The 17,658-nt window shown below is 38.4% G+C and carries 12 protein-coding genes; 4 read left to right on the top strand and 8 right to left on the bottom strand.

Annotated features, from left to right (window positions below; genetic code table 11):
- Positions 1-69 precede the first annotated feature (69 nt).
- Entirely contained in the window at positions 70-2,475 is a 2,406-nt protein-coding gene (locus tag BLS38_RS06745) for a membrane-bound PQQ-dependent dehydrogenase, glucose/quinate/shikimate family (protein ID WP_092747942.1), read from the top strand.
- Positions 2,476-2,588: 113 nt separating this feature from the next.
- Here BLS38_RS06745 and BLS38_RS06740 read toward each other — a convergent pair whose 3' ends face one another.
- The 6 genes from BLS38_RS06740 to BLS38_RS06715 form a co-directional block, all read right to left on the bottom strand.
- Positions 2,589-2,825: a DUF1272 domain-containing protein gene (locus BLS38_RS06740; protein ID WP_092747940.1), complete on the bottom strand. Its 237-nt coding sequence runs from the start codon at positions 2,823-2,825 to the stop codon at positions 2,589-2,591.
- An 86-nt stretch (positions 2,826-2,911) separates the two neighbouring features.
- On the bottom strand, positions 2,912-3,790 hold the full coding sequence (locus BLS38_RS06735; protein WP_092747938.1) for a GNAT family N-acetyltransferase: 879 nt from the start codon (positions 3,788-3,790) through the stop codon (positions 2,912-2,914).
- A gap of 235 nt (positions 3,791-4,025) precedes the next feature.
- On the bottom strand, positions 4,026-6,053 hold the full coding sequence (locus BLS38_RS06730) for a M13 family metallopeptidase (protein ID WP_092747936.1): 2,028 nt from the start codon (positions 6,051-6,053) through the stop codon (positions 4,026-4,028).
- Between the two features lie 92 nt (positions 6,054-6,145).
- Entirely contained in the window at positions 6,146-6,628 is a 483-nt protein-coding gene (locus tag BLS38_RS06725) for a GNAT family N-acetyltransferase (protein WP_092747934.1), read from the bottom strand.
- An 82-nt stretch (positions 6,629-6,710) separates the two neighbouring features.
- Positions 6,711-7,616, bottom strand: coding sequence for a KPN_02809 family neutral zinc metallopeptidase (gene ypfJ / locus BLS38_RS06720; protein ID WP_092747932.1), 906 nt, complete (start codon positions 7,614-7,616; stop codon positions 6,711-6,713).
- Positions 7,617-7,649: 33 nt separating this feature from the next.
- Positions 7,650-8,567 carry a DUF808 domain-containing protein gene (locus BLS38_RS06715; protein ID WP_092747930.1) on the bottom strand — a complete coding sequence of 306 codons (918 nt, stop codon included), beginning with the start codon at positions 8,565-8,567 and terminating at the stop codon, positions 7,650-7,652.
- Between the two features lie 193 nt (positions 8,568-8,760).
- On the opposite strand from BLS38_RS06715, the gene trpS reads away from it, so the two are divergent.
- The 3 genes from trpS (at position 8,761) to BLS38_RS06700 (ending at position 14,872) form a co-directional block, all read left to right on the top strand.
- Positions 8,761-9,771, top strand: a complete 1,011-nt coding sequence (gene trpS, locus BLS38_RS06710; RefSeq protein WP_092747928.1) for a tryptophan--tRNA ligase — start codon at positions 8,761-8,763, stop codon at positions 9,769-9,771.
- A 599-nt stretch (positions 9,772-10,370) separates the two neighbouring features.
- Positions 10,371-13,901: a S8 family serine peptidase gene (locus BLS38_RS06705; RefSeq protein ID WP_092747926.1), complete on the top strand. Its 3,531-nt coding sequence runs from the start codon at positions 10,371-10,373 to the stop codon at positions 13,899-13,901.
- 92 nt (positions 13,902-13,993) lie between these two features.
- A complete protein-coding gene (locus BLS38_RS06700) occupies positions 13,994-14,872 on the top strand; it encodes a 2OG-Fe(II) oxygenase (RefSeq protein WP_092747924.1) in 879 nt (292 codons plus the stop codon).
- Positions 14,873-14,927: 55 nt separating this feature from the next.
- Here BLS38_RS06700 and lpdA read toward each other — a convergent pair whose 3' ends face one another.
- Together lpdA and odhB are read right to left on the bottom strand one after the other, a co-directional pair.
- Positions 14,928-16,361: a dihydrolipoyl dehydrogenase gene (gene lpdA / locus BLS38_RS06695; RefSeq protein WP_092747922.1), complete on the bottom strand. Its 1,434-nt coding sequence runs from the start codon at positions 16,359-16,361 to the stop codon at positions 14,928-14,930.
- Positions 16,362-16,428: 67 nt separating this feature from the next.
- Entirely contained in the window at positions 16,429-17,649 is a 1,221-nt protein-coding gene (gene odhB, locus BLS38_RS06690) for a 2-oxoglutarate dehydrogenase complex dihydrolipoyllysine-residue succinyltransferase (protein WP_092747920.1), read from the bottom strand.
- Between the last annotated feature and the right edge of the window lie 9 nt (positions 17,650-17,658).

The raw sequence follows: 17,658 nt of genomic DNA, 5'->3' as shown, positions 1-17,658 counted from the left end.
ACTCAAATCTGTGATGGATCATATTTTGAAAAAATGTAAATACAATAAATATGTCTTTTGGAGGGTTAAATGGATATACCAAAGACACGAGCACACGTTGTGCTGACTAAAATTTTTGCTGTAATTGTGATACTCATTGGATTACCGCTACTTGTCGGTGGCGTAATCTTAGGTACAAGTGGTGGCTCTTGGTACTATGCCCCTACAGGGCTTGCATTAATAGTTTCAGGACTAATGCTATTTAAGGACAAACTAATTGGCGCCCATATTTTTGGGTTATTTTTTATTGCAACCATCGCGTGGACTATCTATGAAACAGGGTCACGCTTTTGGGGATGGGTTCCTCGCTTAGCGTTATTTGCGGTGTTAGCCTTTTTTCTTACTTTATTACTCCCTTATATTGGCCAAGGTGTTCGTAAGAAGATTGCTTACACGCTTACATCTATTATCGCTGTCTGTTTTGCAGTGGCATTGGTCGGTGCATTTTTACCACATAATGTATATAACTCCGATGAAGCTATTCCAACTCAAGCATTAACCAATGCCAATACGAATGATCCGACCCAAGCAGATTCCGATTGGAAGTACTATGGACGTGATGCCAATGCAACTCGCTATTCCCCGCTACAACAAATTAACGCAGATAACGCAAAAGATTTACAACGTGCATGGGTGTATAACACAGGTGATTTGCCCCCTGCAGGCAAAAAAGATCTTTGGGCAGCCGAACATACGCCAATTAAAGTGGGTAATGGATTATATGTCTGTAGTGCCACAAATAATGTAAGCCGTATTGACCCTGCTACAGGTAAAGAAGTTTGGAAATTTAAGTCAAATGTTGCCTATAGTAGTATCCCATATACAGCGGCATGTCGTGGCTTAACGTATTATGAGTCAAAAACCATTCCGACCAGTCAAGCCTGCCATACTCGTATTGTACTAGGTACATTAGACATGCGTTTGATTGCACTAGACACTGAAACAGGTAAACCTTGTGAAAACTTTGGTGATCATGGCACAACCAATTTAAACAAAGGCTTAGGCTATACAGTGCCTGGTTTTGTCTCTGTTACATCACCTGTTACGATTGTAAAAAATACAATTATTGTAAACCATGAAGTTCGAGATAACCAACGCCGCTGGGCACCATCGGGTGTGATTCGTGGTTATGACGCAGAGACAGGCCAATTTAAATGGGCGTGGGACATGAAGCGTCCAAATGACCATAGCGAACCAAAAGACGGACAAGAATATAGCCGTGGTACACCGAACTCTTGGGCACCAATGGTCAGTGATGAAAAACTCGGACTTGTGTATGTACCAATGGGCAATGCAGCAGCAGATCACTACAGTGCGATGCGTAGCCCTGAAGAAGAAGCTGTAAATGATGCTATCGTTGCTTTAGACCCAGATACAGGTAATGTACGTTGGAAATTCCAAACTGTACATAAAGATGTATGGGACCAAGATTTAGGTTCACAGCCAACGCTAATTGACTATCCTGACAGTAAAGGTCAGCCCGTACCTGCCATGTTGGTGCCGACCAAATTAGGTCAAACCTTTATTCTAAATCGTGCAACAGGCCAACCTTTAAGTAAAGTTGAAGAAAAATCTGTACCCACAACTGGTGGGGTTGCAGATGATCCACGTTCGCCAACACAACCATTTTCTGTAGATATGCCACGACTTGGTTTCCCTGACTTAAATGAAACCAAAATGTGGGGTATTTCACCAATTGATCAAATGCTGTGCCGTATCAAATATCGTAAAGCAAATTATCAAGGTATAGATACCCCTCCAAGTTTAGATAAACATTGGATTATGTATCCAGGTAATAATGGTGGTAGTGACTGGGGTAGTTATGCTTACGATGCCAATCGTGGTGTGATTATTGCCAACTGGAACAATGTACCTATGTACGGACAATTGATTACTCGTGCTCAAGCCAATAAAGATGGCTTGGAATCTATGGATGCTAAAAATTATAAACCTGTTGGTGGTATAGGACGCCCAATGTCTGATACGCCTTATGGGGTTGAAATTAGTGCATTCCTTAGTCCAACAGGGATGGTATGTAGCGAACCACCATACGGTATGATGAGTGCAATTGATTTGCATAGTAAAAAGGTCTTATGGCAACGACCACTCGGTAGTGCTGAGCGTAATGGGCCGTTTAATATGCCAACACACCTACCAATTAACATTGGTACACCAAACAATGGTGGCCCAATTATTACCGCAGGTGGTGTAATCTTTGTTGCTGCAACTACAGACAATAAAATCCGTGCGATAGATCTTAAAACAGGTAAAGAGCTTTGGAGTGATACATTACCTGCTGGCGGTCAAGCAACACCTATGACCTACTCTATTAATGGCGAGCAATATCTTGTCATTATGGCGGGCGGTCACCACTTTATGGGTACTGGAGTAAGTGATGCACTTGTGGCATACAAACTTCCTAAAAACATGAAGTAAACATTCCTAAGAATAAAAAAGACCAGCACATTGCTGGTCTTTTTTATTTCTGTCACCATAAATCACTTCAGTCATACTTACCCAAATATTATTACACTACACCCACACAAGTATTAGCAGCCTTTTAATTTATATACCCTATGCTCTGATGCTGGGTAATTGATTAGCTTTTCTTTGGCTCGGCGGGGTCTCTTTACTAGCTCACCTCCACAGTTAGGGCAAGTATTATTTAATTTTGATTCTGCGCAATTTTTGCAAAATGTACACTCAAAACTGCAAATAAATGCTTTACTTGATTCAGGTGGTAAATCCATATTACAACACTCACAACTTGGGCGTAGCTCTAACATTTTTGTATTCCTATAAAATAGTCATCCATGCTGATATGCCAATCAATCACATCTAATATTGCTCATTAAAATTTTAAATTCAAAATCTATACTTTTTTAATATAGGTATTATATTGCTGGCATGGTTTTATATTTAAATACTTTACTAAGTTATTCATATAAAAATCTGTATTATCTGACTCAAAATATAATGTATTATTTTTATTCAAATATATATTCATTACACTACAAAAAAAATGACAATACTCATTCACTTCTGCTTGAAACTCCCCCCCTACATATGCAACTTCAAGTGATTGTTCAACTGAATCTCCAAAAAAAATATATGCTATTACAGCTTGTGATCCCGAGTCATTCATATTTGGCTGAGTACGAACAAGTACTTCTGATTTATCTAAGTCTAACGTTTTTTCAATAGACTCAAAAAAAGTGTTTTGATCCAATTTTGGGTTTAGCGGATTAACACTTTCATGATGGTCTAAATAATTGAAATAAAATATTCTTTTAATTTTTTTTAATTCACAATGACTTAATTTATTTACGCTTTTCGTTGTATATAACATTGTTTTTTTAGGTAATGTATTAAGTTCGAAATCAGATGTCTTTCTCGCCAAATAAAAATGATGATTCAGTAAAAAACGATTTGCTATAGTATTTTTAGAATTAATTAAGCACTGTAATGTAGTAATACCTTGCATACTCTCTAAAATTTTTAATATTTTTGAACCAATACCTTTACGCTGAAATGAATCGAATACATGAATATAAAAATAATGATTACTCGGGTGAAAATCGTTGGTATAGATCACACCTATGCCAACAATATGTTCTACATGCGTTGCAATAACAAACGAGCTATCTTGATGGTTTAAATGCTCAAGCTGATTAAAATGCAGATAAATCACAAGACGTGATTCAAATTGATGGTCAAGTTTTTCTCTACGATTATATATCAAATACTGCATACCCTCTCCCAATTTGACTACGTAATAACCTCCCCCTTATCCAGTGATAATACACATCAATAAGCAACTTTTTTATATTAAATTAAGTGATTTTTACTATAAACTAGAAAAAATATTAACGATTTAAATAGATAAAATAAATGCAAAACTTTTATTTTAAAATATTATTTAAGTTATCTAAGATAACTCCCCTAATCAATTAAAGGAGTTATCTTGATTGATTACGTCACAGAAACTACCAAATAGATACTCGCTTCTCTGGCGCAAGATACATTTGATCGCCTTTTTTTACACCAAATGCATCATAAAACGGGGTTTGATTAAGTAAAGTTACATTTCCTCGTACTTTATTTGGAGAATGTGGATCAGATTTCAGGTACTCAAGTTGTTGCCCATCTCTTATTTTTTCACGCCAAGCTTGTGCCCAACCAATATAAAAACGCTGTTCACCGGTTAAATGGTCAATGACAGGAGAAGGCTTACCATTTAGCGAGAGCTCATATGCTTTATAAGCAATTGACAGTCCAGAGTTATCTGCAATATTCTCACCTAAAGTTAACTCACCATTCACGTGATAACCAGGTAATACCTCATAATTGTTGTATTGTGCAATTAATGCTTTTGTTTTTTCTTTAAACTTTTTTTGATCCTCAGGCGTCCACCAGTTTTTCATATTCCCCATCGCATCAAATTGACTTCCTTGATCATCAAAGCCGTGACTAATCTCATGCCCAATAATCGCGCCAATTGCACCATAATTGACTGCATCATCTGCTTCCATATCAAAAAATGGTGGTTGTAGTATTGCTGCAGGGAATACAATTTCATTTAGCGTTGCGTTGTAATAAGCATTTACTGTTTGTGGTAACATCCCCCACTCGTCACGATCGACTGGTTTGCCAAGTTTACTTAATGCATACTGATGCTCAAACTCACGAGAGCGTATGACATTACCAACTAAATCACCACTCACAATATTTAAACCAGAATAGTCACGCCATTTATTTGGATAACCAATTTTTACCGAAATTTTTGAGAGCTTTTCTTTTGCTTTTATTTTAGTTTCCGTACTCATCCAATCTAACTTATTAATGCTTTGTTCATACGCTTTTAAAAGATTATGTACTAAATCCTCCATACGCTGTTTCTGTTCAGGTGAAAAGTTTTTTTCAACATAAATTTTTCCTAAGCTTTCACCTAAAGATTCTTGAACAACGTCAACACCTCGCTTCCAACGAGGCTTTTGTTGCTTGATCTCTCTTAACTGAGTACTGTAAAAATTAAATTGATTATCAACAAATTCTTGGCTCAATAACGGTGAAAAATTATTGACTAAATGAAATTTAAAATATGATTGCCATACAGCCAGAGAATTATTACGAACAATTGGATCTAATGCTTTAACAAAGCTAGGCTGTGCAACCTGAATGGTGTCAATTTTTCCAGTCAAGCCTTCTACATCTAAATATTGTTTCCAATCAATCTGCGAGCTCAGTGTAGCTAAGTCTTTAGTTTTATAAATATTATATGTTTTTGGTGTGTCTCTATTTTGTACATTCGTCCACTGAGCTTGTGCAAGTTGAGTTTCTAAACGTAAGACATTTTTTGCGCTGTTTTTTGCATCAGTATCACCAACCAAACGCAATGTTTTTTCAATATAATTTAAATAGCTTTGTCTTATTTCTTTAAACTTTTTATCATCTTTTAAATAATAGTCACGATCAGGTAACCCTAAGCCACTTTGATACAACTCAACAATGATCTTCGTCGAGTTCTTCATATCTTGCGTAACCCCAATATCAAAAGGTGTGGTTACCCCGATTTTTGAAAAATTTGCAACTAAACTCGCAATATCTTTTTTTGTTTCTAAAGAATTAACTTTTGCAATTTCTGCCTGTATGGGCTGATAACCTAATTTGTTAATTTCATTTTCATTCATAAAACTAGAATATAAGTCTGCAACTTTTTGTTCATCTGTACCCTGAGAAAAACTTTTACTCAATACACTATTCACAATATCATGTATTTGACTTATAGATTGTTCACGTAAAATTGTGAATGTTCCCCATATAGATTTATCATCGGGAATACTATTGTTTTTTAACCACACACCATTAGTGTGCTGGTAAAAGTCGTCTGTAGGCTTGGTACTATTGTCAAAATACTGAGATTCAATTCCCGACTTACTTCCTTCAGCATACACGGTTAAACTTGTTAAAAGCATGGCACTTAATAGTGCTGTTTTTATACATTTAAATTTCAATGAAAAACCCTCTATTGTAATTTTAAGCTTTACTATCAAAAAATAAAGCTCACTAATTTACAAAGAAAGCAAAAAATATACCAATATATATATTATAAATCTCTTCTATAAATAAAATCACCGCCATCTGTACCAACTCGTTCAAATAAGAATTTTTCGAGTAATCGAATAGAATACATATTACACATATCAACAGATGCTTCTAAACTTTTTATATTTATATTTTCAATCAGAAACTGAATTAACCAATTTAATGCAGCTGTCCCATAACCTTGATTCCAAAACTCTTTAAACATAACATAGCCAACATATGCTTTTTGTTCATCTTTTAAAATAGTGGCTTGTATTGTGCCTACTGGCACAGTTTTCTTGTCGTCTTGATAAACGATCCAATTCAACCATCTCTCATTATTATTTAATGAACCACCGACTAAACACTGATATCGTTTTTTTAACTCATTTATATGGCTGTATTGAATATCTGAAATAAAATGATAAATCTCTTTGTTTTTTAAAGGTTGAAATGTTTTTTCTGCATCTTCAACGTGTAAAGTAAAAACATGGATTTGCTTCATATTTAAGCTCTTATTTTACAAATATATCATGCTTAAAAAAGTAAAGCTTTTTCACTTTACTCTTTTAAGCCGTGCATTTTAGTTAAATCTCTTGCCCAAAACTATCACAACTACTGATATTGCCAGATTGAAAACCACGATCAAACCAGTGCATACGCTGTGCGCTTGTACCATGCGTAAAACTGTCTGGTACAATTTGCCCCGTAGCACGTTTTTGTAAGTAATCATCACCAATTTTTTGTGCAGCGTCCATCGCTTCAGCAACGTCACCTTCATCTAAAAACTGTTCACGATCATTGGTACGTTTTGCCCACACGCCAGAAAAACAGTCTGCTTGTAGCTCTTGGCGAACAGACAGCTGGTTTGCCATTTTCTGATTCGATTGACGACTCAATTGTGATACTTGTTTTGAAATACCCAATAAACTTTGTACGTGGTGGCCTACCTCATGTGCAATAACATAAGCCATTGCAAAATCGCCCGCTTGCCCTTTTGCGTTAAGTTCAGTTTGATTTTTTTCACCTGAAATACCCATTTTACTGCGCATTTCTTGAAAAAATGTGGTGTCTAAATACACTTTTTGGTCAGCAGGACAATAAAATGGCCCCATTGCAGCTTGCCCTGCACCACATGCAGTTGGTGTTGTACCCGTATATAAAACAATCTTTGGCGGTATATACTGTTTGCCTTGTTCTTTAAAAATTTGCGACCATGTTTTTTCTGTATCCGCCAATACAGTGGTTACAAACTGTTTAGATTCGGCCTGATCAGCAGTAGGCTGACGTAATGCCTGCCCCTGCGTTTGCCCAGATGTTTGTGATGTAATTTGCTTGGTCGCTTGGTAAGCCTGCTGTGGATCTGCACCAAAAAATTTCCATGCTACAAATGCCACAACCAAACCAGCAATACTAATTCCACCTGTTTTTACAGCACCACCACCACGACGATCCTCAACATTTTGACTTTGTTCTCGGTCTTTCCAGCGCATAATGATTTACCTTTATAATTTTTTATTGCAACATTATGATATAGATGTTTTTTTAAATATTTTTTGTAGCAACATCACAACAACTACGACAACTGCACCAGCAAGCATACCTAAAATTAGGTTCACTCCCGTTGGTACTAAACTACCAATAATAAAACCAACATTTGGAATACTTCCTAAACTTTCAGTATTATGCTCGGTAAAATGATGAATGGCAGGTACAGCATGTGCAATAATTCCGCCACCGACTAAAAACATTGCTACCGTACCGACCACAGACAACGTTTTCATTAACTTAGGAGCGAAAGCCAAGAGGATTTGGCCTATTTTTTTCTGCCAAGCTGATGTTTTTGTTTGTAAAAACAATCCAAAATCATCAATTTTTACAATCAATGCTACAAAGCCATATACACCAATCGTCATTGCAATTGAAATAATGCTCATGACTGCTATTTTATCAATGAGTGGTGCCGTAGCAACTGTACCTAAAGTAATGACAATAATTTCTGCAGATAAAATAAAGTCTGTACGAATTGCCCCTTTCACTTTTTCATTTTCGTAACTTGCTAAGTCTTGAGGCTGATTATTTTGTGTCTGTGCTTGTTCACTTGACGATTTATGCATAAACATATGCATTACTTTTTCTACGCCTTCATAGCATAAAAACAAACCACCAATCACTAAAAGTGGCGTAATTAACCACGGTATAAATACACTTATTAATAAAGCTAACGGTACTAAAATACACTTATTAAAAAAAGAGCCTTTAGCCACTTTCCAAACGACAGGTAACTCTCTATCTGCTTTAACGCCTGTCACCTGTTGTGCATTCAATGCTAAGTCATCACCCAACACACCTGCTGTTTGTTTTGCTGCTGTTTTGCTCATCACAGCAACATCATCTAGTACAGTTGCAATATCATCTAGTAAAAGCAGTAAACTACCCGCCATAACACACCTGTCTTTTGTTTTGATTTTAACTTTATATTAAAGATATTCTGTAACCTTAGCCAATATAAACGCGATATATCTATAAATATTACAACAGAAAAGTGAGATTATTGGCAAACTATCACATATTGCCGTTGAATATCGTACAATAGTTAAATTATCACTAACAACAAAACATTTAGGATTGACTCGTATGACCACAGATCAACGCCCAATTATTTTAACTGGCGATCGTCCAACAGGACAGCTTCATCTTGGCCATTTTGTGGGTTCACTGCGTTCTCGTGTAGGATTACAAGACTCTCACCATCAACATATTTTATTAGCAGATGCTCAAGCACTTACAGACAATGCAGATAATTTTGAAAAAGTACGTCGTAACATTATAGAAGTGGCTACAGATTATTTAGCTGTAGGGATAGATCCAAGCAAAACCACTATTTGTGTGCAATCTCATTTACCTGCACTCAATGAATTGACCATGCTCTATTTGAATTTTGTAACGGTGTCTCGTTTAGAACGTAATCCCACCATTAAATCTGAAATTCAAATGCGTGGTTTTGAACGAGATATTCCAGCAGGTTTCTTATGCTACCCTGTTGCACAAGCTGCAGACATTACTGCATTTAAAGCCAGCGTTGTGCCTGTAGGCGAAGATCAAATTCCAATGATTGAACAAACCAACGAAATTGTACGCCGTCTTAACCGCCAAATTGGACAAGATATTTTACCTGAATGTAAAGCACTACTATCAAAAACAGGGCGATTACCGGGCTTTGATGGTAAAGCGAAAATGTCAAAATCTTTAGGTAATACCATTGTATTAAATGCCACAGATAAAGACATTAAAAAAGCTGTTAATGCAATGTATACCGACCCTAATCATTTACGGATTGAAGACCCAGGTCAAGTAGAAGGCAATGTGGTATTTACTTACTTAGACGCTTTTGACCCAAACAAAGAAGAAGTCGAAGAACTTAAAGCACATTATCGCCGTGGTGGTTTAGGCGATGGCACAGTTAAAAAACGTTTGGAGGCCGTTCTCAAAGAAATGATTGAACCAATCAGAGATCGCCGTAATGAGCTATCAAAAGACCCAGACTACATTATGGATGTACTCAAAGCCGGTACTCAAAAATGCCAGATCATTACTCAAAGTACTTTAGATGAAATTAAACACGGTCTTGGCATGTTTAAATTTTAAAATACGTGATCCTCTTTGGTTTGACTTACGCAATTTGGTCATTTCTTACATAACATAACATACTGATACAGCATGTTGACTGAAAAGCTAAATCAAACTGTCTACTATAGAAACATAGAAAGACAGATAGGTCGCCCCCTATCTTGATTCAATTTTGTGCGTAGTGGTCCCCCAACCGCTACGCATTTTTTTATGTCTATATTTTTATATTCTACCTCAGCCTTAACTTCTATAATCAAACATTAATCAGGCATATTGATTTTCGATCGTATTTCTAAATAACTAATTTTATAATCACTTATGGGTAAGGCCATATTCTTCCGAAATCTAAACGGAAATCTCATCTATATTGGATAACGGTCTATATAGGTAGAGTAAACAATTTATTTAGAATTAATTTTGTAAACTAACATAAGTTAGATTTTTTACAACGATGACCTATACCTATTCAAGTATGATTACCTCTCAACATTACTTGTTACTTCGTCATATTTTTAAAATCTTAATTTTTTATTAAAAAATAATATATTTAGTCATTGAATATAAAAGCTAAGTTTACAATAATCATACTTTGTAAGTTTATTGTAAACTGGGGATACATGAAAAATCATCTTGATTTTCCAAAAACGACATTAGCTATTCTTATTAGCTCACTTATTATGACAGGTTGTGGTGGTGAAGAAGGTGTTAAGAGCAATCCAACACCAACACCAATCCTTACACCAACACCCTCTCCTACTCCGGTACCTGCACCAGCTCCAACACCTACACCAGTTCCTGCACCAGCTCCAACACCTACACCAGTTCCTGCTCCGGCTCCAACACCGGCTCCAGTTCCTGCTCCTGAACCGACTCCAACACCGGCTCCAGTTCCTGCTCCAACTCCTGCACCAGCACCGACTCCAACACCAACTCCTGCTCCTGAGCCGACTCCAACTCCTGCGCCTGAACCGACTCCAACTCCTGCGCCAACACCAGCACCGGTACCAACACCGGCTCCAGAACCAGTTCCAACACCGGCACCAACACCAGCACCGGTACCAACACCGGCTCCAGAACCAGTTCCAACACCGGCACCAACACCAGCTCCTGTACCGACTCCAACTCCTGCGCCAACACCAGCACCGGTACCAACACCGGCTCCAGTTCCTGCTCCAGCACCAACAACACCAGCTCCTGTACCGACTCCAACTCCTGCGCCAACACCGGCTCCTGCACCAGCTCCAACACCTACACCAGTTCCAACACCGGCACCAACACCAGCTCCTGAACCGACTCCAACTCCTGCGCCAACACCAACACCGGCTCCAGTTCCTGCGCCAACACCAGCTCCTGTACCAGCACCGACTCCTACACCAGCTCCTGAACCAGTTCCTGCCCCAACACCAGCTCCTACTCCTGAACTTGCTCCTGTAATAACACTTCAACAAGACCCAGATAAAAGCATTGTCATTGATAAAAATACAAATGCATCTTCAAAAATAAAAGTAGCTGTTGTTGACTCAGGGGCCATCGCACACAGTAAAGCACTCGAAGGTGTTGTCACCAAAGTGTATGGAAACTACAAATATGCAACGACAACTGACGAAAATGATCCAAATATTTATAGAAACAGTTTTGGCTATAGAATATGGGATGGCAAAGGTAACTACTACCTAGCAAATGCAGATGGTAGCTATAAATTAGATAAATCAGATTTAACAAATGCTGCACCAGAAGATCAAGATTGGATGGATCATGGTACGCCTGTCAGCAAAATCATTGCAGCAAATGGTATAAACTCCGTTGACTCAGGCATTGCAAATGGCTTTGTTGATATTTATGCTGCTCAAATTTACAAAAAATCAGGAGGTAATACACTAGACGTAGGTAAACACGACATCGCCTATGACTTACTAAGCAATAATAATACTAAGATTTTTAACTATTCTAACAGTAGTACTCTACTCATTTTCTCAGATGTGATTCGTAGTGTACAAAAGTTAGTGGATAAAAATGCACTACTGGTTTTTGCAGCAGGTAATGATGCTTCTTCTCAACCAAGTTACGATTCTTTAATGCCTACAAATAACCCAACACTTGAAAAAGGCATATTAGTAGCCGTTGGTCTAGATGAAACTCATAAAAAACTAAAGAAATATGACTTTTTCTCAGGCTCTAATGCCTGTGGCATGGCAGCACGTTGGTGTATTGGGGCAGACTTTGTACATAATGTTTATGATGAATCAACAGGTGGTCTAAAGCCATTTTTGGGAACGTCAGGCTCTGCACCCGACATTACCGCAACAGCAGCTTTAGTTTGGTACAACTTTGACTGGATGAGCAATGACCAAGTTCGTCAAACCATCTTAACAACTGCGACATATATAGATGATAAATCTAAAAATAATGGTCTTTATAATGAAACCACGGGCTGGGGCTACTACAATTATGAAAAAGCAAAAAAAGGCATGGGGAAATTTAGCACCATCTTTGGTGACTTCAATGCTAACTTACCATTAGGCACCGTATCTACTTTTAGTAATGATATTTCAGGTGATGCAGGCCTCGTTAAAACAGGTGATGGACGCTTGATTCTCTCTGGTACAAATACGTATACAGGTACAACAACAGTGAACCGTGGTGAGCTTAAAATCACGGGTTCAACCACAGCATCAGCATTCACGATTAATCATGGCGGTGCATTATTAGGTACAGGTCATGTAGGTAGTGTCACAAACTTGGGGAACCTTTCGACCGAAGATGGTGCTTTTACCATTAATGGTGACTACCTACAAAATGCATCTGGTACATTAACTTACCGTGTTGGAAAAACACTTACAGCTACAGGTAATGCTTCACTTGATGGCAAACTGATTGTAACCAACAAAAATATCAGCAACTCATCACTTATTACTAAAGGTTATTACGAAGTTCTTAAAGCCAATAAGGTCACAGGTAAATTTAGTGATGTATCTGCGTCAAGTGCGTTTCTTACGGTCGACCAAGTCAATTACGACTCTCAAAACAATGTGATTGCAAATATTGCATATAACGATGCAGCCAAAGTAGGCGTGGTACAAGGTGCGTCAACTGTCAGCAGTGCTAGTGGTGAAGTGGTAAATAAACTGCTCAATCAAGCCCAAACCAACAGCAATAATGTTGCACTGGTAAATTATGCGGTCAGTATTCAAGCAGCAGAAAGTGCGCCAATGGCTCAAGCTATTTTAAACTCTAATTCAGGGTCTATTTTTGCAGAAACACCATCTGTATTGCTACGTAACCAATCTATTGTCAATGGTTCAGTAAACCATCGTGCCAATTGGGTTACAGAACAAGGGGTTGGCGTTTGGACATCAGCAAGTGTGTTTAAAAATAAAAGTACTGCTCAAGGTTGGGACAATGTAACCTCAAATATAAACACTCAAACTGTTGGTGTAGATACCGCTGTACCACAGGGTGTAATTGGTGGCTATTTAAGTAACTATATCGAAGATTCTGCTTACAGCTTGAATAACGATAAGAGTAAGGTAAATCAAGTCTTTTCAGGACTATATGGTAAATATAACTTTGCAAACCAGTACATACTCGGCCATGCACATTATGGTACAGGTAAAAATAAAATTACCCGTAACAGCATCACTGCAACAACCAGTCAAAGTATTCAAACGAAATCTACTATAGACAGTTATGGCATTTATGCTGAATTTGGTTCACATTTTACATTCAAACAATGGCTTACATTCACACCATTTATTGGTCTAAGTTATGATGCTGTAAAACTAGACGGTGTGCGTGAAAACAATAACACAGGTTTAACTGTAAGTGCTGTGAGTAATAACCAAACAGAGCTACATACTGGGTTACGTATGAATGCTCAGGTTGCGAATCAAGTTTCTGTAGGTGCTTATGCTGAATACACCAATGCTCTGCATCGCAGACTTGACCAAGTTACTGTGGCAAACAACGTATCTTCTGCAAGTGCAACCTCTTACAATGCACCACAGTTTAGACGTGACTACGCAACATTTGGCTTAAATACCCAATATACAAGCAAAGACAGTAAGTGGAATACATTTATTGACGTTGCAGTGGTCACTGATGACAAAACCAACTTACAAGGACAAGTTGGCGTAAAATATAAGTTTTAATACCAACAATAGAGGTTACTTTTAGGAGTGACCTCTTCATCCTAGATAATGGCGTATTAAAAATGCACCTACAGATGAATTAAAGGAAAACAATGAAACTCACATTTGATTGGATAGACTGGATAAAAACCAATATAGATGCTGGCTGTTTACCAGAAGATTTGATTAATAAAATGATTCAAAATGGTTTTTCCTTTGATTTAGCCTGTGCTGTAGTAACTCACATTGCACAAGACAAACAAAGTCTGACAAAACAGGATGCTTCAAAAATCTTGGAAAAATTTTCATTAAATACAAAAACAACATCAACAGAACAAATACTCCCTAAGGAAATCTCAAATCAAATACACATACAGCAGCAACAGATTAAAGTTGCCATGAAACTAGATGACCCTAAAGTGGTTCTCTTCCATGACGTGCTTACCGCCCAAGAATGTGACGAAATTATTTTATTATCACAAGAAAAAATGCAACGCTCTCGCGTTGTTGACCCACATACAGGCCAGCACGTGCTTAACCCAAACAGAACTAGCGAAGGCACATATTTCAAAGTCTGTGAAAATGAATTATTTACACGCGTAGATCATCGCTTAGCAGAGTTGATGAATGTACCACTTGAGCATGGCGAAGGCTGTCAAATTTTAAAATATGGCATTGGTGGTGAATACCGCCCACATTTCGACTATTTTGACCCCAACAAAAAAGGGACTGCTGAAACACTTGCTAGATCAGGGCAAAGAATATCTACACTGATTATGTACTTAAATGATGTCGAGGAAGGTGGCGCAACTTATTTTCCAGAACTGGGCATTCATGTCATGCCAGTAAAAGGCAGTGCGGTCTATTTTGAATACTACAATACTGAAACCAAAACACTTGACCCAAGAAGCTTACACGCAGGTATGCCTGTAGTAAAAGGTGAAAAATGGATTATGACCAAGTGGGTACGAGATCAACAATACTCTACTTAAAAATACTTATATTAAAATATAAAAAGCGGTCTAATCAGACCGCTTTTTTACATCATTACTTACGTTTACGTTGTACCGCATGAATTGCTCGGCCATCTACGGCTAAAGCTGCTTCATGTACTACTTCTGAGAACGTTGGGTGTCCGAACGTCATGAGTTGCAAATCTTCTACAGAAGATACAAATTCAAGCGCAATCATACCCTGATGAATAATATCAGAGGCTGCAGGGCCAATCACATGCATACCCAATAAACGATCTGTTTTTGCATCAGCAACAAACTTCACAAAACCAGCACTTTCACCCGCTGCCAATGCACGACCATTGACTGCAAATGGGAACTGGCCCGCTTTCACATCATAGCCTTGTTCTTTGGCTGCTTCTTCGGTCAAACCAACCCAAGCCGCTTCTGGGTGGGTATAAATCACGCTAATAATCGTGTCGTAATTAACTTGTGCAGCATGGCCATGAATACGCTCCACCGCCATTACGCCCTCTTCCATCGCTTTATGTGCAAGCATTGGGCCACGTACTAAATCACCAATGGCGTATACACCATCAATAGAGGTAGCACAGTGATCATTGACTTCAATAAAACCACGTTCAGTGAGTTTAATGCCCGCATCAGTCGCCAACAAACCTTCTGCATATGGCTTACGCCCTACGCAAACAATCAATTTATCAAATACTTGCTCATGCTCTTGACCATCTTGGCTGTATTTCACAGTCACTTCATGGCCATTAATTTGTGTACCTGCAACTTTTGCACCGATTCGAATGTCCAAACCTTGTTTTTTCAAGATTTTTTGAAAGTCTTTGGCCAGTGCTTTGTCAGCCATCGGTAAAAAACTGTCCATTGCTTCAAATACAACAACTTCAGCACCCAAACGGCGCCATACAGAGCCTAGCTCAAGTCCAATCACCCCTGCACCAATTACCCCTAGGCGTTTTGGTACTTCAGGGAAATTTAGTGCGCCTGTAGAGTCAACAATAATATCTTGGTCTACGGGTGCAACAGGAATATTTACAGGTACAGAACCCGAAGCCAAAATTACGTATTTAGGTGACAATACTTGAGTTTCACCTTCATGTGGTACAAATTCTACTTTTTTACCTGCAAGCAGTTTACCTGTACCTTGTAGCCACTCAATTTGATTTCCCTTGAGTAGTTGGGCAACACCACCTGTTAATTGTTCAACGACTTTATCTTTACGTGCAAGTAGTTTTGCTAAATCTAACGATACTTCACCTGTGCTAATCCCATGATCAGACAAATCATGTTGTGTCGATTCAAAGCGATGTGCAGAGTCAAGTAATGCTTTTGATGGAATACATCCGACGTTTAAACACGTACCGCCTAAAGATGGTTTACCGTTATGGATACGTTTTTCAATACACGCAACTTTAAAGCCCAATTGTGCAGCACGAATTGCAGCTTCATATCCACCAGGGCCACCACCAATCACAACCAGATCAAACTGTTGAGACATGTCCATCTCCATTTGTCACAATACTATACCGAAGTAGATTGTGTTTTTTTATCACGATAATTTCAAGTTAAAGATCAAGAATGAGTTTTGCAGGCTCTTCCAATAGTTCTTTTACTGTCACTAAGAAACCAACTGCTTCCTTACCATCAATCATACGGTGGTCATAAGATAATGCAAGATACATCATCGGTAAAATCACCACTTGACCATTTACAGCCATAGGGCGATCTTGGATTTTATGCATACCTAAAATGGCTGTTTGTGGCTGATTTAAAATTGGCGTAGACAACAATGAACCAAATGTACCACCATTGGTAATGGTAAATGTACCACCCGTCATTTCGTCAATGGCCAATTTACCATCACGTGCTTTCCCTGCATAGCTACGAATACCCGATTCAATTTCTGCATAGCTCATACAGTCAGTGTCACGAAGTACAGGCACAACAAGCCCACGTTCAGAAGACACCGCAACACCAATATCATAATAGCCATGATAAATAATATCATCACCATCTATAGAAGCATTGACTGCAGGGTAACGCTTTAATGCTTCAGTCACTGCTTTCACAAAAAATGACATGAACCCTAAACGCGCACCATGACGCTGTTCAAATGCATCTTTATACTGCTTACGCATATCCATAATAGGCTTCATGTTCACTTCGTTAAACGTGGTTAACATGGCCGTTTGCTGTGTTGCTGCTAAGAGTCTTTCTGCAACACGCTTTCGTAAACGTGTCATAGGTACACGTTTTTCAATACGCGTTGAAGAAGATGTCGCTGTTTCTGTAATCGTAATTTGTGGTGTAGGTGCAGATGCTGACTGATGATTAACAACATCTTCCTTGGTAATACGCCCACCACGGCCTGTGCCTGCAATATTTGCAGCATCAATACCCGTTTCATTTAAGGCTTTGCGCACTGCAGGTGCTTGATCTTGTACAGCAACAGGCTGTGAGCGTTCAACAACAGCTGTTGCACCTGCATGGGTTTGAGAAGAGGTTTCTTCTACCTGTTGTGTCTCTGATGATGTTGTATTATTCGTAGTTCCTGCTTCAAATTGTGCAATCAGCTCATTTGAAAGTACCGTATCGCCTTCTTGCTTGACTAAAGCCGTGAGCTGACCATCTGCAGGCGCAACCACCTCAAGTACGACTTTATCTGTTTCTATATCGCAGATCACTTCATCACGTGCAACATGCTCACCAACATTTTTATGCCAAGTCGCAATCGTGCCATCTGCAACTGACTCTGGAAATACGGGTGCATTAATTTCAATAGCCATGGGTAAATA

It is taken from the genome of Acinetobacter boissieri (genome assembly GCF_900096955.1).
Classification (GTDB): Bacteria; Pseudomonadota; Gammaproteobacteria; order Pseudomonadales; family Moraxellaceae; genus Acinetobacter; species Acinetobacter boissieri.
Note: the sequence above shows the minus strand (reverse complement) of the source record. Positions and strands in the feature narration are given on the sequence as shown.

What these genes read in the sequence shown, in the direction of transcription:
- ypfJ (WP_092747932.1), bottom strand. Translation starts at nt 7,616, where the DNA reads ATGCGCTGGAAAGACCGAGAACAAAGTCAAAATGTTGAGGATCGTCGT.
- BLS38_RS06745 (WP_092747942.1), top strand. Translation starts at nt 70, where the DNA reads ATGGATATACCAAAGACACGAGCACACGTTGTGCTGACTAAAATTTTT.
- BLS38_RS06725 (WP_092747934.1), bottom strand. Translation starts at nt 6,628, where the DNA reads ATGAAGCAAATCCATGTTTTTACTTTACACGTTGAAGATGCAGAAAAA.
- lpdA (WP_092747922.1), bottom strand. Translation starts at nt 16,361, where the DNA reads ATGTCTCAACAGTTTGATCTGGTTGTGATTGGTGGTGGCCCTGGTGGA.
- BLS38_RS06705 (WP_092747926.1), top strand. Translation starts at nt 10,371, where the DNA reads ATGAAAAATCATCTTGATTTTCCAAAAACGACATTAGCTATTCTTATT.
- odhB (WP_092747920.1), bottom strand. Translation starts at nt 17,649, where the DNA reads ATGGCTATTGAAATTAATGCACCCGTATTTCCAGAGTCAGTTGCAGAT.
- BLS38_RS06715 (WP_092747930.1), bottom strand. Translation starts at nt 8,567, where the DNA reads ATGGCGGGTAGTTTACTGCTTTTACTAGATGATATTGCAACTGTACTA.
- trpS (WP_092747928.1), top strand. Translation starts at nt 8,761, where the DNA reads ATGACCACAGATCAACGCCCAATTATTTTAACTGGCGATCGTCCAACA.
- BLS38_RS06735 (WP_092747938.1), bottom strand. Translation starts at nt 3,790, where the DNA reads ATGCAGTATTTGATATATAATCGTAGAGAAAAACTTGACCATCAATTT.
- BLS38_RS06740 (WP_092747940.1), bottom strand. Translation starts at nt 2,825, where the DNA reads ATGTTAGAGCTACGCCCAAGTTGTGAGTGTTGTAATATGGATTTACCA.
- BLS38_RS06700 (WP_092747924.1), top strand. Translation starts at nt 13,994, where the DNA reads ATGAAACTCACATTTGATTGGATAGACTGGATAAAAACCAATATAGAT.